Origin of the sequence: Pseudomonas sp. MM227, assembly GCF_947090715.1 — a bacterium.
Classification (GTDB): Bacteria; Pseudomonadota; Gammaproteobacteria; order Pseudomonadales; family Pseudomonadaceae; genus Aquipseudomonas; species Aquipseudomonas baltica.
Genome location: NZ_OX352319.1, coordinates 1,272,978 through 1,291,773, shown reverse-complemented (window position 1 = coordinate 1,291,773; position 18,796 = coordinate 1,272,978). Strand labels below are relative to the sequence as shown.

General features: G+C 60.8%; 25 protein-coding genes. 2 read left to right on the top strand and 23 right to left on the bottom strand.

What is annotated here, in order from left to right:
• Nucleotides 1-21 precede the first annotated feature (21 nt).
• From ONG87_RS05880 to ONG87_RS05800, 17 genes are all read right to left on the bottom strand, one after another.
• Nucleotides 22-2,349, bottom strand: a complete 2,328-nt coding sequence (locus ONG87_RS05880; RefSeq protein ID WP_264382413.1) for a tape measure protein — start codon at nucleotides 2,347-2,349, stop codon at nucleotides 22-24.
• Nucleotides 2,274-3,341 carry a hypothetical protein gene (locus tag ONG87_RS05875; RefSeq protein ID WP_264382412.1) on the bottom strand — a complete coding sequence of 356 codons (1,068 nt, stop codon included), beginning with the start codon at nucleotides 3,339-3,341 and terminating at the stop codon, nucleotides 2,274-2,276. Before ONG87_RS05875 ends, ONG87_RS05880 begins: the two co-directional genes overlap by 76 nt.
• Before the next feature lie 102 nt (nucleotides 3,342-3,443).
• Nucleotides 3,444-3,746 carry a hypothetical protein gene (locus ONG87_RS05870; RefSeq protein WP_264382411.1) on the bottom strand — a complete coding sequence of 101 codons (303 nt, stop codon included), beginning with the start codon at nucleotides 3,744-3,746 and terminating at the stop codon, nucleotides 3,444-3,446.
• Nucleotides 3,747-3,802: 56 nt separating this feature from the next.
• A complete protein-coding gene (locus ONG87_RS05865; RefSeq protein ID WP_264382410.1) occupies nucleotides 3,803-4,555 on the bottom strand; it encodes a hypothetical protein in 753 nt (250 codons plus the stop codon).
• A 3-nt stretch (nucleotides 4,556-4,558) separates the two neighbouring features.
• Nucleotides 4,559-4,801 carry a hypothetical protein gene (locus tag ONG87_RS05860; RefSeq protein WP_264382409.1) on the bottom strand — a complete coding sequence of 81 codons (243 nt, stop codon included), beginning with the start codon at nucleotides 4,799-4,801 and terminating at the stop codon, nucleotides 4,559-4,561.
• Nucleotides 4,782-5,267: a hypothetical protein gene (locus ONG87_RS05855; RefSeq protein ID WP_264382408.1), complete on the bottom strand. Its 486-nt coding sequence runs from the start codon at nucleotides 5,265-5,267 to the stop codon at nucleotides 4,782-4,784. Before ONG87_RS05855 ends, ONG87_RS05860 begins: the two co-directional genes overlap by 20 nt.
• Before the next feature lie 2 nt (nucleotides 5,268-5,269).
• Nucleotides 5,270-5,593, bottom strand: a complete 324-nt coding sequence (locus tag ONG87_RS05850) for a hypothetical protein (protein WP_185793096.1) — start codon at nucleotides 5,591-5,593, stop codon at nucleotides 5,270-5,272.
• On the bottom strand, nucleotides 5,593-6,597 hold the full coding sequence (locus ONG87_RS05845) for a major capsid protein (protein WP_264382407.1): 1,005 nt from the start codon (nucleotides 6,595-6,597) through the stop codon (nucleotides 5,593-5,595). Before ONG87_RS05845 ends, ONG87_RS05850 begins: the two co-directional genes overlap by 1 nt.
• Nucleotides 6,598-6,656: 59 nt before the next feature.
• Nucleotides 6,657-7,007, bottom strand: a complete 351-nt coding sequence (locus ONG87_RS05840) for a head decoration protein (protein WP_264382406.1) — start codon at nucleotides 7,005-7,007, stop codon at nucleotides 6,657-6,659.
• A complete protein-coding gene (locus tag ONG87_RS05835; protein WP_264382405.1) occupies nucleotides 7,004-8,236 on the bottom strand; it encodes a S49 family peptidase in 1,233 nt (410 codons plus the stop codon). The genes ONG87_RS05840 and ONG87_RS05835 overlap by 4 nt, the downstream gene beginning before the upstream one ends.
• 3 nt (nucleotides 8,237-8,239) lie before the next feature.
• On the bottom strand, nucleotides 8,240-9,820 hold the full coding sequence (locus ONG87_RS05830; RefSeq protein WP_264382404.1) for a phage portal protein: 1,581 nt from the start codon (nucleotides 9,818-9,820) through the stop codon (nucleotides 8,240-8,242).
• 37 nt (nucleotides 9,821-9,857) lie between these two features.
• Nucleotides 9,858-10,067: a hypothetical protein gene (locus tag ONG87_RS05825; protein WP_264382403.1), complete on the bottom strand. Its 210-nt coding sequence runs from the start codon at nucleotides 10,065-10,067 to the stop codon at nucleotides 9,858-9,860.
• A gap of 5 nt (nucleotides 10,068-10,072) precedes the next feature.
• Nucleotides 10,073-11,980, bottom strand: coding sequence for a phage terminase large subunit family protein (locus ONG87_RS05820; protein WP_264382402.1), 1,908 nt, complete (start codon nucleotides 11,978-11,980; stop codon nucleotides 10,073-10,075).
• Nucleotides 11,952-12,479 (bottom strand): terminase small subunit, encoded by a 528-nt coding sequence (locus ONG87_RS05815; RefSeq protein WP_264382401.1) that lies wholly within the window; start codon nucleotides 12,477-12,479, stop codon nucleotides 11,952-11,954. The genes ONG87_RS05820 and ONG87_RS05815 overlap by 29 nt, the downstream gene beginning before the upstream one ends.
• A gap of 286 nt (nucleotides 12,480-12,765) precedes the next feature.
• Nucleotides 12,766-13,491, bottom strand: a complete 726-nt coding sequence (locus tag ONG87_RS05810; protein ID WP_264382400.1) for a hypothetical protein — start codon at nucleotides 13,489-13,491, stop codon at nucleotides 12,766-12,768.
• Nucleotides 13,492-13,509: 18 nt separating this feature from the next.
• Nucleotides 13,510-13,848, bottom strand: a complete 339-nt coding sequence (locus ONG87_RS05805; protein ID WP_264382399.1) for a hypothetical protein — start codon at nucleotides 13,846-13,848, stop codon at nucleotides 13,510-13,512.
• A complete protein-coding gene (locus ONG87_RS05800; RefSeq protein ID WP_264382398.1) occupies nucleotides 13,848-14,219 on the bottom strand; it encodes a chemotaxis protein in 372 nt (123 codons plus the stop codon). The genes ONG87_RS05805 and ONG87_RS05800 overlap by 1 nt, the downstream gene beginning before the upstream one ends.
• 430 nt (nucleotides 14,220-14,649) lie before the next feature.
• On the opposite strand from ONG87_RS05800, the gene ONG87_RS05795 reads away from it, so the two are divergent.
• Nucleotides 14,650-14,832, top strand: a complete 183-nt coding sequence (locus ONG87_RS05795; protein ID WP_264382397.1) for a type II toxin-antitoxin system HicA family toxin — start codon at nucleotides 14,650-14,652, stop codon at nucleotides 14,830-14,832.
• 50 nt (nucleotides 14,833-14,882) lie between these two features.
• On the top strand, nucleotides 14,883-15,305 hold the full coding sequence (locus ONG87_RS05790; RefSeq protein ID WP_264382396.1) for a type II toxin-antitoxin system HicB family antitoxin: 423 nt from the start codon (nucleotides 14,883-14,885) through the stop codon (nucleotides 15,303-15,305).
• Between the two features lie 112 nt (nucleotides 15,306-15,417).
• Here the strand turns inward: ONG87_RS05790 and ONG87_RS05785 are convergent, their stop codons facing one another.
• From ONG87_RS05785 to ONG87_RS05760, 6 genes are read right to left on the bottom strand one after another with little or no spacing between them, the layout of a single operon-like run.
• Entirely contained in the window at nucleotides 15,418-16,095 is a 678-nt protein-coding gene (locus tag ONG87_RS05785; protein ID WP_264382395.1) for a hypothetical protein, read from the bottom strand.
• Nucleotides 16,096-16,124: 29 nt separating this feature from the next.
• A complete protein-coding gene (locus ONG87_RS05780; RefSeq protein ID WP_264382394.1) occupies nucleotides 16,125-16,445 on the bottom strand; it encodes a hypothetical protein in 321 nt (106 codons plus the stop codon).
• A complete protein-coding gene (locus tag ONG87_RS05775; protein ID WP_264382393.1) occupies nucleotides 16,442-17,743 on the bottom strand; it encodes a site-specific integrase in 1,302 nt (433 codons plus the stop codon). Before ONG87_RS05775 ends, ONG87_RS05780 begins: the two co-directional genes overlap by 4 nt.
• On the bottom strand, nucleotides 17,740-18,171 hold the full coding sequence (locus tag ONG87_RS05770) for a VRR-NUC domain-containing protein (RefSeq protein WP_264382392.1): 432 nt from the start codon (nucleotides 18,169-18,171) through the stop codon (nucleotides 17,740-17,742). Before ONG87_RS05770 ends, ONG87_RS05775 begins: the two co-directional genes overlap by 4 nt.
• On the bottom strand, nucleotides 18,168-18,488 hold the full coding sequence (locus ONG87_RS05765; protein WP_264382391.1) for a hypothetical protein: 321 nt from the start codon (nucleotides 18,486-18,488) through the stop codon (nucleotides 18,168-18,170). Before ONG87_RS05765 ends, ONG87_RS05770 begins: the two co-directional genes overlap by 4 nt.
• The gene (locus tag ONG87_RS05760) at nucleotides 18,488-18,793 is read right to left on the bottom strand and encodes a DUF1364 domain-containing protein (RefSeq protein ID WP_264382829.1); all 306 of its coding nucleotides are present in this window, start codon (nucleotides 18,791-18,793) and stop codon (nucleotides 18,488-18,490) included. Before ONG87_RS05760 ends, ONG87_RS05765 begins: the two co-directional genes overlap by 1 nt.
• Nucleotides 18,794-18,796: the final 3 nt, after the last annotated feature.

Here is an 18,796-nt window from a genome sequence, read left to right as displayed (position 1 = left end):
GGTCTGATTGGTTGCACATCCTCAATTGTTCTTACCGAACTTGAGGCGCTGATTCCTGATCAGCCGCTGGAAGTCCTGTTGAGGGGCCTGCAAGTGATAAGTCTCGCCCCCTACCGAGAGAGCGACGGTCCCCATGCTTTCCGGCATAGGCGGATCAATCTGATTCAGAATCGACGCCGCGGGCGCTGGAATACTGGGCATCATTCGCGGCGCTACCAGCCCACCCGTTGCGAACTTGGGCAAGCGGCGCTCGTTTAGTTGCCGCAGCAGTTGTGGGCCATAGTGCTGGACCGCAGCTGCTCGCATCACGAATTCGCCGTTCGAAAGCCGAGCCAGGATGCTGTCACTGGTTCCGGTACCAGGACCACGAACCATATCGCCGCGAGCGAATTGCGGAACATCCGGATCAGGGCCGGAGACGCTGGTAGATCCGTTAGGTGCGACGATAGTCATAGGCACGATCAACGCCTGGCGCATCTGTTCCGCAATAACTGCAACCTGGCTCTTCGCAGCATCCACCGAGGCTTCGTCCAGTTTTGGAGTTACCGGGACATCCATGTCCACTATCGCCCCATCTGGAATCAAAGGCTCTACCGGTACCTGCACCTTGCCGCGCGCGGCGACCTCGCGCACCATTTTCTGGTACGCGTCCTCCTCAACCACTGGCTGAACCGGGACTACCGTATCCTGCAGCGAGTAGCTGTTGACGCCCGGTTGATAGTTGAGCTTCTGAGATTTTGTAGAGGTTTTAGACGGGACAAGCGATGTTGGCGCTGCCGGTGCCGATTCCCCTGCGGTAGGAAACTGTACGGCAGGAACCTGTCCGGCGATGGCCAGCATCTCAGTGCTTGGCGCTACGTTGATGGGCGTTTCGAATTGCTGCCCGATCAAGATTTTCAAATCCTGAATCTGCTTGCGTACTGCTGCGAGCGCTTCTGGATCCATCATTGGCGTAATGACGACCGATTTCAACGCATCCAGCTTTGACTTTAGCTCGTCCGCTTTGTCTTTCGCTTTTTCAATGCTGTCCTCGGCCTTTTTGACATTGATTCCATCTGCTGCAACTTCAATTCCTTGCAGCTCTTTGATGAATCCGGCAAACCCATAAGTATTTGCACCGGAATCGGCCAGTTTCTGCAAAATATCCAGTGCAGCGTTCGCCTGTTCCTTGGCCGCATCAACATCCCCGCGCTGAAGCGCTTGGCGCGCCCCAAGCTTCAGCGCTTGCGCCGAGGCAAAGGACCCGTCGTTCCCAGTGGCTGCCCCGAGGGCAGATAGAGCCTTGCTATACTTTTCCTGGGTCTTGAGCTGGGCAGCTTTCGCTTTTTCAAGGTCGCTATTGGCTTTTTTCTCGGCGGATATTTGGGCCTTGAGCGCAGCCTCCGTATCAGTGACGACCTGCGACTGCAGCTTTTTCTGTTCGTCAGCGCTTTTCTGAGCAGACGCCAAGCGCTCGGCAGCGAGTCTATCTTGCTCGTCGTTGCTTCCGCGCTGATCCGCTTCCAGCTTGTCGCGCTGGGCAGCCATATCCGTCACAAGCTTGCGCAAGGCCGCCAGTTCAGAGTCGATCTCACCGCGATCCCAAAACTTCCATTGAAACAGGGCTGTTTGAGAATCGTTCTTCAGCCCCGATCGGACATTTTGCAAATCGCGAATTCGCGCCATCACGACGCTGATCTCGTTATTGAAGCCTGCAATGGACTGCTTGTCTTTGCGAAAGAAGTCCCCGAACTCGCCGCTGGACAGCCCTTTGAGGGCCGCAGTGAGGCCTTGCGCAAGCTCAATCGCATCCGAGGAGAGTCCGGACCACTCATCAAACTGCTTTACCGACACAGCCAGTTGATTGTTGAGCTTTGTAAGAGCTCCACCGAAGGTTTCCGGCAGTTGCGCCGCCTCCGCCGCAAGTTTCGGAAGCTGTCCCAGCAGCGTGTTGACGATTACATCAGCGGTCAATTGGCCCTCTGATGCCATATTCCGAAGTGCCCCGGTGGGTACCTTCAACCCCTCCGCCAATGCCCTCAAAAGCCGAGGGGAGTTCTCAGCGATAGAGTTGAATTCCTCTCCGCGAAGCACCCCTGAGCCCAGCGCCTGAGAGAACTGAGTAATGGTGCTTCCGGTTTCGGACGCCGTCGCCCCACTGATCCGCAGTGACTGGGTTACCGCATCGATGATACTGAGCGTGTCCTTCTGCCCTCTTCCCATTTGCGCCATGGCGGGCTGGAGCCGGCTATAGAGCGTGACTACGTCGGCCAGCGGAGCTTGGTTGCGCTGAGCTATTTCGAAGGTAGCGCGCTGAGCCTCGTTGAACTCAGCTTGTGACGAAGTGGTAAGCCGAAGCTGGGCGTCCATCTTTTTGGCGCTGTCGGTCGTACGCAGGTAAGCCGCCGCCACAGCAACGGCCGAGGCTGCGCCCGCGCCAGGGTCAAATTGTCCGAGAAGCCTCCGCCACCACCTCGGGAGCTGGAACCGGAACGTTGCTGCTCTCCAGACAAGGCCGCGATAGCGCGCCGAGATTCTTCGACCTTGCGGCGATACTGCGCTTCAGCTACCGCCCGCTCTGTAGCGGACAGAACTCCCGAGCGAGTCAGGCGCTGGTAGTCGGCGGTAAGGGTCGCGATTTGTACGCGCAGCGCCCTGAGCTGATTGATGCCAAGGCTTTGCCGCGCTGTATCAGCCAGAACCGGCACGGTCTTCACTGGCGCGGCGTTGACGGCACGCATCTCACGCAGCCGTGCCAACGTTTCGCTGACCTTGCGACGGTAGTTGTCTTGGGCGATCCCAAGATCGCGGGCAGACAACTCACCAGACGCCTTCACCAGCGAATACTGCTGCCGCAACCGAAGCAGTTCGGCCTGTGTTTCGCGTGCCGCGCCAGCACCAAGCGCTGTTTTGGCACTGTTGAGCGAGGTATCTGCCCGCCCAGCCGCCAGCGCTTTGTTGTATGCGGTGCTGAGTCGGGTTTGCTCGGCGGCAAGGTTTCGCGTATCCAAGCCAGCGGCGCGCAAACCTGCGCCCATTTGGTTCAGCTGAGTTACCTGCTGTGCCTCGACGCGGCCCAGGCGCTCCAGATCGCGGACCGAAGCGCGATACGTTTCCTGCAGCTTGCGAGATGGTGTTTCGGCTCGAGCCAGTTCGGCGCCGAGCTGGCGAACCCGCTCCCGAGCATCCTGCATAGCTCGACCGGTCTTTTCGACGTTCGATTCCAGTTCGCGGAATGCATTGACCTGGCGCAGGGGCTTTTCAACCACCTTGACCATCTCGCCGTATTCTTTGCGAAACCCGGCTACTTCCTTGGTGGCGCCGTCCAGGTCAGCCGTCAGCCGGAGTTCGATGTCACGCATGATTTCAGCCCTTCAAAGCGCGCAGGAACAGGCGCCATGGGTAGGAAAGCACCTGGTGGTGCCCGATTCGGATCAGGGCGCAGATGCAGTCGTCGAGGTTCTTCAGAGCCTGGCCGGCGGGTTGTTGACCCTGGCCAGCCACGCGAAAAAATCGGGGTTCTGCCCCTTTATGTGGGTGATTACGGCGCGGAGCTGACTTGGCCTCATGCCTTCCACCTGGCCGACTTCCAGATTGGTGAAGCGCCGTAAATCAGAGAGGCGGATGTCCTCGAAAAAGGAACCGCCCAGCCCGTCAGACTCAGGCTCTTCCGACATCATCAAGCGGATCTCCGCAACTGTAAGCTCTCGGAAGATCACTTCCCTTCCATCGATCATAGCGACCTTCGAGGCGGTCATTTCACTCATGCTGCACTTCCCAGTAAAGAAAGCCCGCGGAAGCGGGCCGGGTTACAGGCGCGGTGTCAGGCCGCAGCGGTTTCTTTCATGATGCGCATGTACTTCGACTTGCCGGCGCCGGTCTTCTTGGGATCGGAAAGCACCTTGGCGGTGACCTCACTGCCCATGAAATCATCGGTGCTGATCCAGTCCGCGCTGGCGGCCGGGCTGAGCTGGCATCGGAAGTACTGCAGGTTGACGCGATTTTTCGTGCCCGCGGCGTTCGCACCTTCGAACAGGAACTCGTAGACCTCGCCGCTGCCGGTCAGAGCCTCGATAATGTCCACGGACGCAGAGGCATAGGTGATCAGCAACTGAGCGCCATCGGCGATCGCGCCCGCTTCCAGTATCTCGATGCCCGAGCCTGTCATTTGCCAGTCGTCACCGTCGTCATAGGCAGTCGCACCGCCAGCCGCCAGCTTCACCGAGGTGATGGTCAATGGCATCTTGTCCAGCAGGATGGTGCCGCCCTTGCTCGCACTGTGCGGCTCGTCGGTGACAGTCGAAGCAGGCACACGGTCGATGGTGCCCCAGTAGATGGCCGCCAGGTTCGCGGTGTAGAACTCGCGCCAGTTCATGGTCAGCGACATGCTGCTGATCCGGCTGATGGAGTCATACTCGCCACCCTGCGGGGTGGTGGTATCGGCCAGTGTGATGTCGTTGGTTTCGATGGCCTGGGTCAGAGTCGAGACCAGGCCCACGGGCATGAATGGGCCGCCGACACCGTACTTGCGCATCTTCACCTGGCCACCGACCAGGAAGGTTTCAATCTGTGGCATGTCTTACTTCTCCGAGGTGTCGCCAGCGATCACGCCCAGGTCTTTCAACCAGGTGCGCTGCTCGGCAGTGACTTTGATTTTGTCGCCCGGCGCGTAGTCCGTGCGGGCATGGGTGTGAGGCTTGAGCAGCTCCACTTCGAAGCGCGGCAATGCACGCTCCGCCTCGGCGACCGGTTCGGTGGCCTTGACGGTGCTGGGCACTCGAATGCCTGGTGCCTTGTCGGTTTTATCGGCTTTGTCGGACATGAGGGTGTTCCCCCTGAATGATGGTGTGCAGCTGCACGGGAATGAGGACCGTTGCGGCCTTCAGTGACTCACCTGGCGGGAAGGTCTCGGGGGTACCGACTGTGATGCCGGTAACACCTTTCGGCAGCCAGTCCAGGGCGCGGCCTTGCACGGGAACCAGGCATTTGAGCAGGTCATGCTCAAGCGCTTCGATAGCGTCCTCGTAGTCGTCCATACCCGCGTCCACGGCGCCCACGATGCTGAAGCCTGAGAAGGCCTTGAGCGCCATGGGGCCGGGCATCGGCGCTTGGCCCCGTCCCTTTTGCACAACGATGATGGGAAAGCTGACGGTGCGAGCCTGAAGCTGCTCATTGAGCCAGCCCGTTTTCACGTTCGCGCCGGTCGAGGTGAAGTAACCGTTGGCCACGGAAATCGTGGTAAGTCGCTCGATCAGCGCTTTTCGACCCAGGGTCAGTGGGTTGTCCATAGTCAGTCCGCCGGCATGAGTGAGAAGCGATTGATGAGGCCGTCTGTGCCCACGTACTCATCGAGCAGGTAGCGTTTGCAGTCAACGGTGAGCAAATCGCCCTTGCATGGATTGGGCACCTGGCTGATGCGCAGGTCGGCGGCCAGGTGGACGGCAACGAAGCTGCCGCCAGCCGGATCGCTGACGTTTGTCTGCAGCACCACGCTCACGGCCTGGGGCGGCGCCCCTTCCCGTGAGTCGTAGAAGCACTCACCCCGCTGGCCGAAGGTGCTGAACAGCTCGTCGTCCGCGCCCTCGAAGGCCTGGTCGAACTCCGAGCGGCCCATTACTTGGTCAACTTGATGATGGCGCGCGGCAGGGTACAGATGCTCAGCGGGTTGCTCTGGGCTTCCATGTCCACGCCCTTGTTGTGGCGCAACATTTCCTGGCTGGCATAGAACGGCACACCGGTGGTGTTGACCGTTTCCATGTAGTCGGCCGGCGCGAAGTTGGTGATGAACAGGCCATCCACGCCTACCGGCACCAGGTAGGCAACGTCGGGATCCATGAACTGGACGCCGCCCAGGTTGCCGTAGAACTCTTCCCAGTTCACACCACCGAAGCTGAAGCCATCACGGCGATGGTCGTCGCGCAAGAACTGGCCATCGTTCCAGCGATCGAACGCCTTCTGCACCGATTCGTGGTTCGTGAATGCGTCGAACCAGTTGCGTCCGGCAATGCCCAGCCAGCCCGCGATGATACCGGTACCGCCTACAGCGTCTTCCGCCCGGCGCTTGGCTTCAGTCACTTTGGCCAGCAGCTTGGTAGTAGTGGTGCCCATGGTGAAAGCCACGGTCTGCTGCTCGATCTCGAATCGGGCATACAGGTCCAGCAGCACTCGGGTGCCGTCAGCGTCGAACACCTTGCCGGTGATGGCGCCCACGCGCTGGTAGCGGATGGTCGCTTCCAGGCGTTTACGCATTTTCAGCAAGCGCTTTTCAACCATTGCCTGGACTGTCTCGAGTTCGCTTTCCGAACCGAACGCACGGATACCCTGGACTTCGTCAGCGCGAATAACCGCGCGGGTTGGCAGGTGGATGGTCTGGAACGGGATCATGTCGCGGCCCGGGCCAGTGGTTGGATCGCTTGGCGCGCCGCGCTCGGCAGCCGGTACCAGAGTCAGATTGTCGTGCTCGCGCTCGATGAACACGGCGGTGGTGGTTACGCCCTCTTCTTCGAAGAGCGAATCCAAGCGAGTAGGCACCGCCTGGCCTTCAACAGGCTGGTTGATAGCGGTGGTCATGGCAATGGTGCCGAATACATCACCATTGAAAATGCTCAAATCGGCCATTCCGATCTCCAAAAACAAAAAAACCGCCAGCGGCGGTTAGGGGAATGAGGTGCTGAAAATCAGCGCAGGATGATGCCAGCGGCGAGCAGAGCAGTACGCGCTGGTTCAGTCAGACCGACCAGCAGGCTTTCGACCACCTCGCAGTCGCGCACTACGGCGGCCGCGTAGCGATCGGCAGTGGTATCAGCGGGACGGCCTTCATACAGAATCGCGATCTCAACGGCTGCGCCCTCGGCAGGCGCGGCGAACGCCACGTACTTGCCGGCCGCGTTCTTCGACAGGATCTGGCCTGGCGGGTAGGCGGTATTGCCTTTCAGAAGCAGGATCTGCTCGCGAGAGCGCTCACCGGAGGCCTCGTTCAGGAGGAAGGCCGCGGTGCGCGCGCCCTGGGTGACGATGTCGTAGTTCATGCTTTCGCTCCTTTGCGAGAGGCCCAGATGGATTTGGTGGAGAACTCAGGCGTGCCTTTGCCCGCGGATGCGGACGCGGGATCGACCTTCTTGGCATCACGCTTGATGCTGTCCAAGGTCACACCGCGGTCCTGAGCAGCCTTGAACAAGCTCAGGCCTGCGGCCTCGACAGTGAGTCCGCCGTCGATGGCAGCTTGCACTTCGGTTTCGAAGCCGGGGGCCGCCAACGCCTGGATACCGGTGATGCGGTCCTTTTCGCTGGCGGTAGCGGTCGCTGCCGCTTCCTTGCGAAGGGTCTCTACATCGATCTTTTCCGGGGTGCTGACCTCGATGGCAGTAAGATCGCCGCCGGCAGCGATGGCCGCCTGCAACTCAGCGGTGTTGCTGACTTTCGTCATGGTGTTTTTCCTCGTGATTTTCGCTGCCGGCTTGGACAGCTCGGTGATCAGGCCCTCAAGCGAGCCCGTTCGGTGAGCCAGACCAGCCGAAACGGCCGCCTGCCCCACACGCAACCCGCCATGGTCACCCATGCCAGGTACTTTCTCTGCATCAACGCCCAGGTTGCGCGCGACCTTGGCCACGAACACATCCTCGAGCGCGTCGACTGTCTCGGCGACCTTTGCCCGGCCTTCTTCCGTAGCCAGGTCAGGACGCTTGTTTGGTGCGTTCCGGCTTACAATCTGGTAGCTCTTGCGACCGGTGGCCTTCTCGCTATCGACCACCGCCTCGACCACTACGCCGACGCTGCCTGCGATTCCTGTGTCGTCGATGACGATTTCGTGCGCGGCGGAGGCGATCCAGTAGGCACCGCTCGCCCCGCTCCCGCCGATGTACGCCACGATCTTCTTCTTCGCTCGGCCCGCGTGGATCATTTCGGAAAGCTCGTTGATGCCGCTTGCCACGCCGCCCGGACTGTCGATGTTGAGGATGATCGACTGCAGCGCCGGGTTATCCAGCGCTTCCCGAATGTCGGTTGCCAGCACCTGGGTACTGGTCGCGCCGCTGATCTCGGTGAACAAGTTGGCGTAGCGAAAAATCGGGCCGATCACAGGCACGATGGCCACACCATTGCGGATGCTGACCGAGTGGCTGTTGTCCAGCTTGCGACCCAGCTTTGTCTCCAAGGCCACCGGATCCCCCATTCGCTCGGATATGGCGAGCAGGTTCTCCAAGGCGTTGGGGAGCATCAGCCAAGGCTGAGCAGAAGCCAGCTCAAAGGCTCTTGGCATGGGTCATTCCTCGTCTTCAGGTGGTTCAGGCTCGGGAACGAGCGGCTTTGGCGCGGCAGCCACGGTTGCTGCGGTTGTTCCGTTGTCGCGGCGCTGCTTGAGCTCGCGCGCGCGCTGCCGGTTGACCTGCTGCCAGGTCTCGCCGGACATCGCCGCTGTTTCCATGGTTTCGTTGCTGATGCCCACGTCGATGCGCTCGCGGGCCGCCTTGGCCTCTTTGAGCTCGTCGATAGCACCGCGCGCCGGGCCGATCCAGATGGCCTGGGTATAGGCGCGGCGCAGAGCCGGGTCCCGGTAGCCCGGCGCACGAATCCGGCCGGCCGCCACAGCTTCATCGAACATCAGCTCATAGCTGGGCTGACAGAAGTCGCACACCAGCCACCAACGCCGCATGGTGTAGAAGCGCCAGGCCTGCAGCATGGCCGCGCGCGCGGCGCTGTAGCTGCTGCTGTAGTGCAGCATCAGCTCTTCCAGAGGAAGCTCCAATGCAGCACCGATTTCTTTCACGATCGCCGAGAAGAAAGGATCGAACTGGGCGTTGGGTCTGGCGGGGTTGGCAACCATGGGCTCTTCGCCGGGCGCCAAGTCGACAATCGCGCCTTCTCCCAACTCCAGTGGAGCTGGCCCAACATCGCCTGGGATTTCGCTCTCATCACCAAACGCAGCCTGGGCATGTCCACTGCCTGAGTTGAAATCAGGCCCCTTCTTGATGAAAACGGTGAACATAGCCGAGATCACCGCCGCCATCAGTTCGGCACTGGCATACCGCTCGAGCTTCTGCAACGGCTCAAGGATTGGCGCCAGGTACGGAGCCCCGCGCTTGAGGCCTGGACGTTCCTTGTCACACCAGATTTGCAGCACTCGGCGCCGACCAGTCTCTGCACCGAACACCTCGACCCGCTCCCAACGCAGCGGGTACTTCAGGAACTTGTCGTCCGGGTACCCGTTGCAGATGTGGTAGGCCACCGGCGCACCGTAGTCGTCGAACTCGACGCCCTCTACCAGGCGCTCGTTATCGGGCTGGCCGTGCGGGTTGGAAACCCGGTCTGTTTCGATCAGCTGCAGGCGGGTGTTGTAAACGGTGCCCGGGCGTTCGATCCACGGCGTCGCCACGAAGCAGTCGCCGCCGGTCATTGCCGAGACCAGCGCAAGCGCCTGTTGCTGGTAGTGGTTCAGTGTTGCTTCGGCGTCACACTCGCGTGGGTCGCCGGCGTACAGCTCCCATTCCCGCTGGATCTGTGCGTTGAGCTCGTCAGCCTGTTCTTCCGTCAGGCCCAAGGCCTCATGGTCGACCTGCGGCCGGCAGATGAGGCCAGTACCCACCACGTTGGTTCGCGTGCGGACGATGGCAGCGCGGGCAATGAGGTGGTTGCGCATGGCATCGCGCGAACGGGCCACCAGGGTCTTGCGCTCGGGCGAACTCAGATCGCGGTTCGGGCTACCCAGAAACGGGATCCAGCTCGACATGCTGCGCAACATGCGCGACGCACCGCGCCAGCGCGTTTCACTTCCACCACCACCGCCCTGCGCACGGGGTTGGCTTTGCACCAGGCCGGAGACGGCGCGCGTGGCTTCACGCACCATCCGCTCTTCTGGAGTGGTACGTGTCCACCAGGCCATGTCAGATCCTCATATAGCTGATTCGGTTGCGGCCGCGGGAGCGGTTGGCTTCGGCGGCGACTTCCGCCGTGTAAGCGATTTCAAGCTTGCGCAGCGCGCCCAGGTCAGCCCGGGTTACCTGACGCTCGCCGTAGCGAACGCTCTGGCCACCCTTCAGGATCTTGTCGATTGCATCCTGCACGGCGGCCAGGCGCGATTGCGCTGGGGTCATGATTGTCATCCTCGTACCCGGCTACGGGTGCCTCGTTGCGGAACAGCGCGCTTGGCGCCAGCGAGCATTTCAAGATCGAGGCCGAAACGATGCTGGCTGATGCGCAGGGCGGCCAGGGCGTACACGAAACAGTCGAGTGCCTCGTTGCGGCGACCTTTGGCCGTCCAGCGATACACCCGCCTGCCTTTCTCGATCTTCAGTTCTTTGGTTTCGGCTGTGAGCTGCTTCAGCTCGTCCTCACCGCAGATGTCGTCATTGGCGGGGAAGTGAACGCAGCCCGGTACCGGTACACCGGAAGTGTTGGGCTGGATCTTGAGACGGCTGTAGATCAACTCTTTGGCGTTCTCAGTGCCCACCTCAGTGAGGTAGACCTTCTTCGCGTTGCGCGACTTCGGCCAGTTGGCGATCGGTTTGCCTGGAACGTTGGCACCTTTGACCGGGATCACCCAAGTGTCGCCAAGGGCACGGCTTTCGGCGTAGACCTCGTCGGTGTAGTGGCCGCCGGAGTCCCAGCACCAGCGCTCCACGCCCATCTTGGCGCCGTCACCGCGCACGTATTGCTGCCGCACCTTGAGGCGTACCTTCTTGCGGAGCTCTTCGCTGGCCGGGTCGCCCATGAGCACCCACTTGTCGACCAGCCAGGCTTCTTCGCCCAGACCGAAAGCCCAGACTCTGCCCTCGTACCGGTCATCCTGGGTATCGATCGAGCCCATCAGGGTCAGGCCGCGCGGATGCACCTGTGGGTAGACTTCGCGACGACCATAGAGCAGCTCCCAGTCAACCTTCTCGCCCTGGTCGTCTTCCCATGTTTCGCCCAGTGTCGTGTTGACGAAAGCGATCAGGTTCTCGCGGTTGTCCTTGACCTTGTCGAACTCCAGCACCATTTCCAGCCAAGTGGTGAAAGTGCTGTAGGCGGTCCAGACGTGAAAGCTGACGCTTCGTGGGGTTGCTCTCAACTCATCGTCGGCCCCGTACCAGTCAATGCTGTCGCGGGTCCAGATACCTGACTTCTCACAGATCCAGCGCCCGCGGTGAGCTGCCTCGACCATTTCGTGATACCAGACCACGCATTTCGTGTGCTCGCACACATACCAGGCCTGGGTGATCTCGCCATGCTCGTCCCGTTCCCACTTGATGCCAAAGTCGCAATCCTTGCCACCCCATTTCAGGTGCTGCTCACGACCGCAATGCGGACACGGAATGTTGAAACGCAGCAGGTACGGCGACTCCTCAACGGCCTTCTCGATCTGGCACGTGCCTTTGATCTTGGGCGTCGAGCCCCTGATTGATTTCTTGAAGATCGCGCCCTCAAGGCGCTTGTCCCCGAGAAACGTTGGAGCGCCCTCGCCCTCTACGTTCTGCTCGAAATTGGACAGCTCGTCGTACACGACCTCGTCGGCGGAGATACCGCGGTAGTTTCGACTGGCCTTGCCGCCGCGGCACCAGAGCATCTTTTTGTTCTGGAAACGCTTCGAACTCAGCGAGCTATCCCTGTGCTTCTTGCCGTGCCACGGGGCAAGCTCCAGGAGCGTCGGCACATCCCTGACCATCGTCTCGATGTGCTGCTTCATCAGCTCTTCAGCATCGGGGTCGGTCGGCGAGAAGACGGCCACACTCCGCCGCTTGTGCTGGATCTTGTAGCCCACGTTAGCCATGAGCATTTTGGTGTAGCCGACCCGGGCAGACTTCATCAGGTTGAAGAACTGGATGAGGTCATTGCCCATGGCATTGAGCAGGGCAACCTGGAACGGCGCCGTTTCCCATTTCCCCTCTTGATAGGAAGACTCGGACGAGAGGTAGAAATGCGTGTCTGCCCAATCCACCAACGTTAGTGGAGGCTCTTTGAATAGCGCTTGCAGCCCGGCCTTGATCGCTTTACGCAGATCAGTCATCCAGGGTGGCAAGGTACTCATCGAGAATCTCAGGTAGTTGGTCGCCTAGCTCAGAGGCTATGTTCCGGGCGAGAGCGATTTCGCGTTGCATGGCTTCGACATGGCGCGGCCCGATCTCGGGATGCTTGCGTTTCACCTTGTGGGCGACCGTGTCGAGCACGGACCCGATCTGGGCCACCACCCGCGAAAGCGCGAAGGTGATGAAGTCGACCGGCACCAGTTGCCGGGCTGATACAGCGTTCTTGTTCTCCTGGCCGATCCGCTGAGCCGCGGTCAACCCGCGCCGCTCCTCAAGCAGCTTGTACTCAATGAGGGGATCGATACCGGAAGGCTGCTCGTCCGCCGCTGCTTTCTGCTCAGCCAGCTTCAGGCGGTTGTCCAGGATTGAGCGCACGTCGTAGAAGTTTTCGCGACCGATTCGGGCGATGGGTTCGACCTTCCACTTATCGAACGCTTGCACGGTAATGCCGAGGCTGGCGGCCATGCTGCTCTTGTTCAGCCAGTGAGGTTTCGGCTCCATATGCCTCCTCCAATGACGAGGCGGGAAGCTACCGCAGGCCGGTTGGTGTTTGGTTGGTATTTCAGGGGGTCAGGTTGGTGTATTTTTTCGCTGAAACCGCTCTATTACGGGTCTTTCAGCCCAGCGAAAAAACAACAACCAACCCCCCTAGAAAAAAGTCATACATAGTTGAAGGACGGGGCTCGAATTACCCTCACCCCGGGGGTGGGGGGAAAGGACCCTTTCGCACCATTTTGGTGCAGAATGACCGATTTGCATCATTCTGCACCATCGCGGTGCGTTGAGATCAGCGCCTCCGGGTGGACAGGGCGCGATCGAATGCCTTCTCGAACTGCGCAGCGAGCTCACGATCAGCGACCCGGTCCCCGATCTCGAAGAAGTCGAGCGTCTTGGCGTACCCAGGCTTGCTGACAAAGGCCAGCACCATCTGGATATCCCCGCGCCTGGTGCCTACGCGTTCAGCAATCCCGATAGCCTCGCGGCCTTTGCGCATCACGAAGTATCGCGAGCGATTACCGGCACTGCGTCTGCTGTCTGTGCTGTTCTGCAGCCGCTCACCCTGGGCACCGAGGCCCGACAGTATCTTCTGCAACTGACCACGCCCGATGTTGCCGTAGTTGTCCAGCTTCATGCCCTTGGCGGGCACGACGAACTTGCCCTCGGGCAGGATGCCTCGAGCACGCAATAGCGACTCACTGCGCTTGTTGTTCCGGGGGCCACCGTAGACCTCTGGTGTCAGCCACCTTGTCGCTGGCGCTGCGCCGTCGGCCTCGTCCTTGATCCATACCCGCGCTTCGAGCTTCTGCTTGGTAGCGGGGATAAGGCGCAGGGCGTTCATGGTGTAGGGCGTTGGCCTGTCGAAGACCGCGCGCATCTCGTCCTCAATCGAGGATTTGATCAGCTTCGCCGTCTCGGTCAGTGCCAGTGCTGTGGCGAATGGTATCTGGCGCTGCTCGATGTCAGTCAGTTCGGCCAGGCCATCAGCGAGGCCTCTCGATTGCAGCTTGAACATAGCGACCTCGAACGCGTGTTACTGACTGGCCCGATCCACCGCTTCAGTCGCCTTGTCGACGGCCTTGCTGGCGGTGTCGGCCGCCTGGGTGGCGCTGCTGGCGGCCTGCTCCACTTTCACTGCCGCCTCGGTAGTGCTGTTGGCCAGCTTGGTCAGGCGAAGGTCGCGCTGCTTCAGGGCTTCGTCATAGGCATGGCGAACCTGAGCGACTTGTGTGACGTAGGAGCTGGCGAGCGACCATTGAGCAGCCTGGAAGCCAAGGACCAAGCCCCCGGCTACCAACAGCACAGCAATCACCCATACCTCTACTCGCCTCCACCATCGTCGGGCGATGAATTCCATTGCACATCTGTCCATCAGTTAAAGCCTCCAAGCCGGGCCCGCAGCTGTGCAACCTCTGCACTAGAGCTGGTGACCTGAGCGGTAAGTTGGGCGACCTGGCCAGTGAGGGCTTCGATCTTGCCCTCCATACGGCCAACTGCGGCAGCAAGTTCGTTTCGTTCCTTTGCAAACTGGTCCGCGCGAGCCTCTGCGGCATTCGCCCGGGCGCGCTCGGAATCAAGCAGTTCATTCAGGCGGCGGACGGTACCAATGTCGGCGTTGTCCATGGCCCTGTCGGTGGCGTCCTTCGATAGGAACTTGCGCAACCACAAGAATCCGCCCAGCAATACAGTGCCCGTGCCGCCCAGCCAAGTGGCTGTGCCTGGGCCGAGGTCGGTCGGGTCCATCGCTACTCCAAACGCGGGAAAGCCCCGGCGTATGGCGAGGCTTGAGATAGGTGCAGATGACCGGTACTGATTTCCGGCTTTCCGTGAGTGACGAGCGATTAACGTCGCGGCGGACTGGTCTAGCCTGCCTCGGAAAGGCAGGTCAGTGAGCGTCACTCTTGCGGGTGCGCATCAGCCTGCGCATTCATCTGCATAACGTGCGTGTCTTCCCACGCTGCCCACCAAGCCCTCCCCGAGGTGGTAACAAGCGAAGGGATGCTTGGATGCCGGTGTTCTTTCGCATCACGTGACGACCGGCCATACCGTGTCCAGGAGTCGCCTTTCGGCCCAACCTGGCTATGGATACAACAGAGATATATTCATCATAAGTGTTGCATTCACACACATATGATGTATAATAACCACATCAGCAAGACACACAGGAGGGCTGATGAGCTGTAACGAGTTCAAGCGGTGGCTGCTAGCACAAGGAGTGGAAATCTCGAAGCAACGTAGTAAGCACTTCAAGATCTTCTACAACGGCAAGCAGACGGTACTTCCAGACCACGGAGCCAAGGAAATAGGCGAAGGACTCAGGAAGACGATCATCAAACAACTGGGCCTCAAGGACTGAGGCTCTACCCTTTGAACCGGGCTTATCAGTCACACGAAGAGGAAAGACACATGTTCAGCTATGCAATAAAGGTTCACGCGGAGGCCGGCTCCTTTTGGTCTTCGTGCCGCGATATCCCCGAGGCGCACAGCGCCGGTGATACAGAGGAAGAACTGCTGGCCAATGCCGTTGAAGGCCTTGAGCTGGCTTTGACCATTTACGTGGATCAATCTCGTCCGATCCCTCTACCCTCGGCGCCTGTCAAGGGCGAGCGCGTTGTGCATCTGCCGACCTTGCTGGCCGCAAAGGTTTCGCTCTGGAACGCTATGCGTGAGGCGAATATGCGCAAAGCCGATCTGGCTAGGCTGCTTCAGTCGTCGCAGACCAAGGTTGATCGCCTTTTGGACTTCGAACACAGCTCGAAGATCGAGCAAGTCGAAGCCGCGCTTGCGGCCCTGGGTAAACGCCTGGCCGTCTCGGTCGAGGCTGCTTAAGGAACAAAAAACCCGGCTCGAAGGCCGGGTTTCTTTGTTAAATGTTCGGTGCGTCTGACGTGACTTGCGCACTATGGGGAAAGTACTGGCAATTCCCCACCATGTCAAGATTTTACGCTGCGTTCTCGTCTTTCTCCGCGTGAATCACCTGCCATACCGGCGCCTGAGCCTCAGTATCTCTCGCATGGATCACCGCCTTGAGCTGCTCCCACAAGGCAAGCCAGTCACGATCCCAGTGCTTCGGTTCGATCGCAGCACCATAGAAGGCCTTCATTGATTCAGCCACGCGCGCTGGGCCCCACTCAGGGGCGCCGGTGATCGTCGCCTTGTAGGACTGAAGCGCAATCGTAACCAGGCAGCGCGCCTTGGCCGCTTTGGCAGCTGTCATGGTGGATAAGTCGGTGTCGGCCAGGATGAGCTTCTCCGCATTCATGACGTGCTGCATGGTCATGCATGGGTGGTACAGGAAGTGGCCAAGCTGCTCCACCTGGAACGGCAACGTGCCAATGGCGCGCTGGATCTTCCCCATCGTTACCAGGTGTGCAGCTCGAGCAGTCGAGCGACCGAGAGGCGTGCGACGGGTTTCACTGATCGAAATACGCTGGCGAGCCATCAGCACGCGCTCTTCCTTCTCATCGCCCAGGGCGGGGAAAACAACCTCATGGCGGGTTATGCGGGACCGCCTAATTTTCGATGCCGACTCGGCCTTCTCACTGGCCACGGCGGTGATGGATGCATTGGATTCGTGCTGCGAGTCGGTCCAGGCCTGACGGGCGCCGATGAGTTTCATGGTGTGCTCTCCAATCAAAAAACAGTGGCTCAGTCGCCGGTAAAGTTCGTGCCGCCGGCGCCGCGGCGATTGTTCTGTGTGTACTGGGCGGCCGGGCCATTCATCGGCACCGGCCGCTTCAACTGTTCGATCAGCTGTTCGGCGGCTCGCAGCCGCAGGCTGAGCTGGGTCACCAGCGCCTCGAGCGGTAGCGGTTGGCCGGTCTCAGCCGAAACCCAGCCGGACGCGTTGCACTGGTCGCATGGCAGCTCATGGAAAACGCCCTGCGTCACAGCGCGACCACGGCATGCCGAGCACTTGGCGAGCTCAATGCGAGCAGCGCGGAAAGCAGGCCCATGGCTCTTTTTCATGCTTTTGAAACCTCGCCATTCACAATTTCCGAAATCGCCTCGCAGCCCACGTCGTTCGTGGCTTGCAGCGGTTTTTCCGATTCTTCGTATTGGGCGTCTGTCAGGTTGTGAATAGCCTGAAAGCCACGGCCATCTAACCAGCCATGCCACTTTTCCAAGGCCAGCAGGCGCTGCGCCCGAGCCTGGGTGTTGATGTAGGTCGAGGCGATCTTGCCCAGCGAATGGTTGAGCAACATCTCGCCGATGTGCCCGTCGATGCCCAGGTCGGTCCACGCGGTGCGCGCCACCTTGCGCAGGTCGTGGCTGGTCCACTCACCCTTCCCCATCCGAGTGAATATGGCGCTGGCCTGGCCTTCGCTCAGTGCACGGCCACGACGTGATGGGAACAGGTAGGTGCCGTCGTAGCCCTGGGCGATCTGGATCGCTCGGTAGCGCGTCAGCAGCGCCTGAGCCTGGGCGGTGAGAGGCAGGCGATGCTCGGTGCGGGTCTTCGTGTTCTGTGCAGGGATGAACCACTCGCCGTCGGCCAGGCTGATGTCGGGCCAACGTGCCAGCCGTGTCTCGCCCACGCGGGTACCGTGGCACAGCATCATCAGCGCCAGCATGGCCTCGGCCGGCTCGGTATCAAACAGATCTGCCAGCATCGGGACCACGGTTGCCAGGTGCACGCCGCGCAGCCGTGCGGCCTTGGGCACGATGCGTGCCTTGGTGAAGTCGACGAACTTGAGGCCCGCCACCGGGTTTGCTTCGATCATGCCCAGCTTGTGCGCCTGGCGGAACGCGAGCACCAGCAGGGTAAACAGCTGGTGAACGTAGGACAGCGAGAGGTCTTCCTGAGCGGGCCACATGAGGTGCTTGTCCAGCACCGGCGCTGTCACCTCGCGCACGGGCACGTCTTCCAGGCGCGGCTTGAGGTGGCAGGCGATGGCCGACTTGGCACCGGCCTTGCGCTTGTCTGAAAGGGAGCGATCGCGGCTCATGCGGTCGCCGTACCAGTCGAGCAGCTGACCGACCGTGGCCAGACCACCCAGGGCGACCGCCGCTGCCGGGTCGCGCAGCAGGCGCTGACGCAAGGCTGGCAGTTCGGCCAACACTGCCGCGGCGCCGAGATCGGGATAGCCGGAGATACGGTTCCAGGACTTGCCCTTGACCAGGTACCAGGAGCCGCGCTGACGGTCCTGTCCGAAGCGCAGGTACAGGCCGGGGTGACGGGGGTCACGCAAGTCATGCACGTCCGGGTCGGCGGCCTGCCTGCGGATCTCGGCGTCGGAAAATTTCACGGCGCGGGTCTTGCTCATGCTGCAGCTCTCGTCGGCGGGAGCAGCAGGTAGGCGCGGAGCTGCTCGATCGCATCGAAGTGCCCTCGGCACACAATGGCGAGATAGCCCTGTTCGGTCAGCGCATGGATGTAGGCATCCTGGCCGGGCGATACAGCGGCATCAAAAGGCGGCGTGGCCTTGAATTCGATGTACAGGCCGAAGTACCCACCACGCGCCATCGGCAGGACGAGGTCGGGAATGCCTGCCTTGACGCCCTGCTCTTTCAGCTTCACCGCGACAGCCTTGTGACGGTGGCCGCCGTTGGGTACGTGATAAATCAGCTTGAACGCGGCTGGGTGGCGGAAGGCGATTTCGCGCAGCAAAGCTGCTTGCTCCAACCCCTCGCGGTCAACCGAGGGAGCGCGCGCCTTGCGCGGCTTGATGACCTTCGGCGCGAAAAGCTTCACCGTTCGCCCCCCATCAGGCCGACGGTCATCAAGCCCGCCATGTCATATACCGGCGTCTTCTCGCACATACGGTCAGTTATCTTTTCCATTAAAAATCGATCAAACACGGCCTTGCCGCCGCCACAAGCAGCGTAATCGCCGATCCATGCGCACGGCTCTGGCAGCTTCACCGCCGCCCGTGATGCAACCCAGCAGTCCATGTAGTTCTGCGTGACCCGGCTTACATACAGGCCGGACTCGCCCCGATCCAGGTGCAGAGCCATGCCCTTGGTTGCCGCCCATACTTCGAATTGCTCCCGCGTCTCATTACTGATCATCACGATGCCACCTTCCCTTCACGAATCAGGATGTGCTGAGTGCGCATAACGCCCTCGGCATGAAGTAAGCGCGATTCCTCGCGATCGGCACCCCGGCGGCTGGAGCCGCGCCCGTCAACGTAGTCATGGCAGGCCGAGCAAGCCCAGGCGGCCTGGAAGTCGTTCGGCTTGCAGCCCATGCCGTTGGTACCGGCCAGTCGGTAGTGCGCCAGCACGGTGGTTTCAGGGTTGCCGTTGCACACACCGGGGACGCGCACCTGGCAATCACGGCCGCGGGCGGCCTTGGTCAACTTGGTCTGTCGAATATT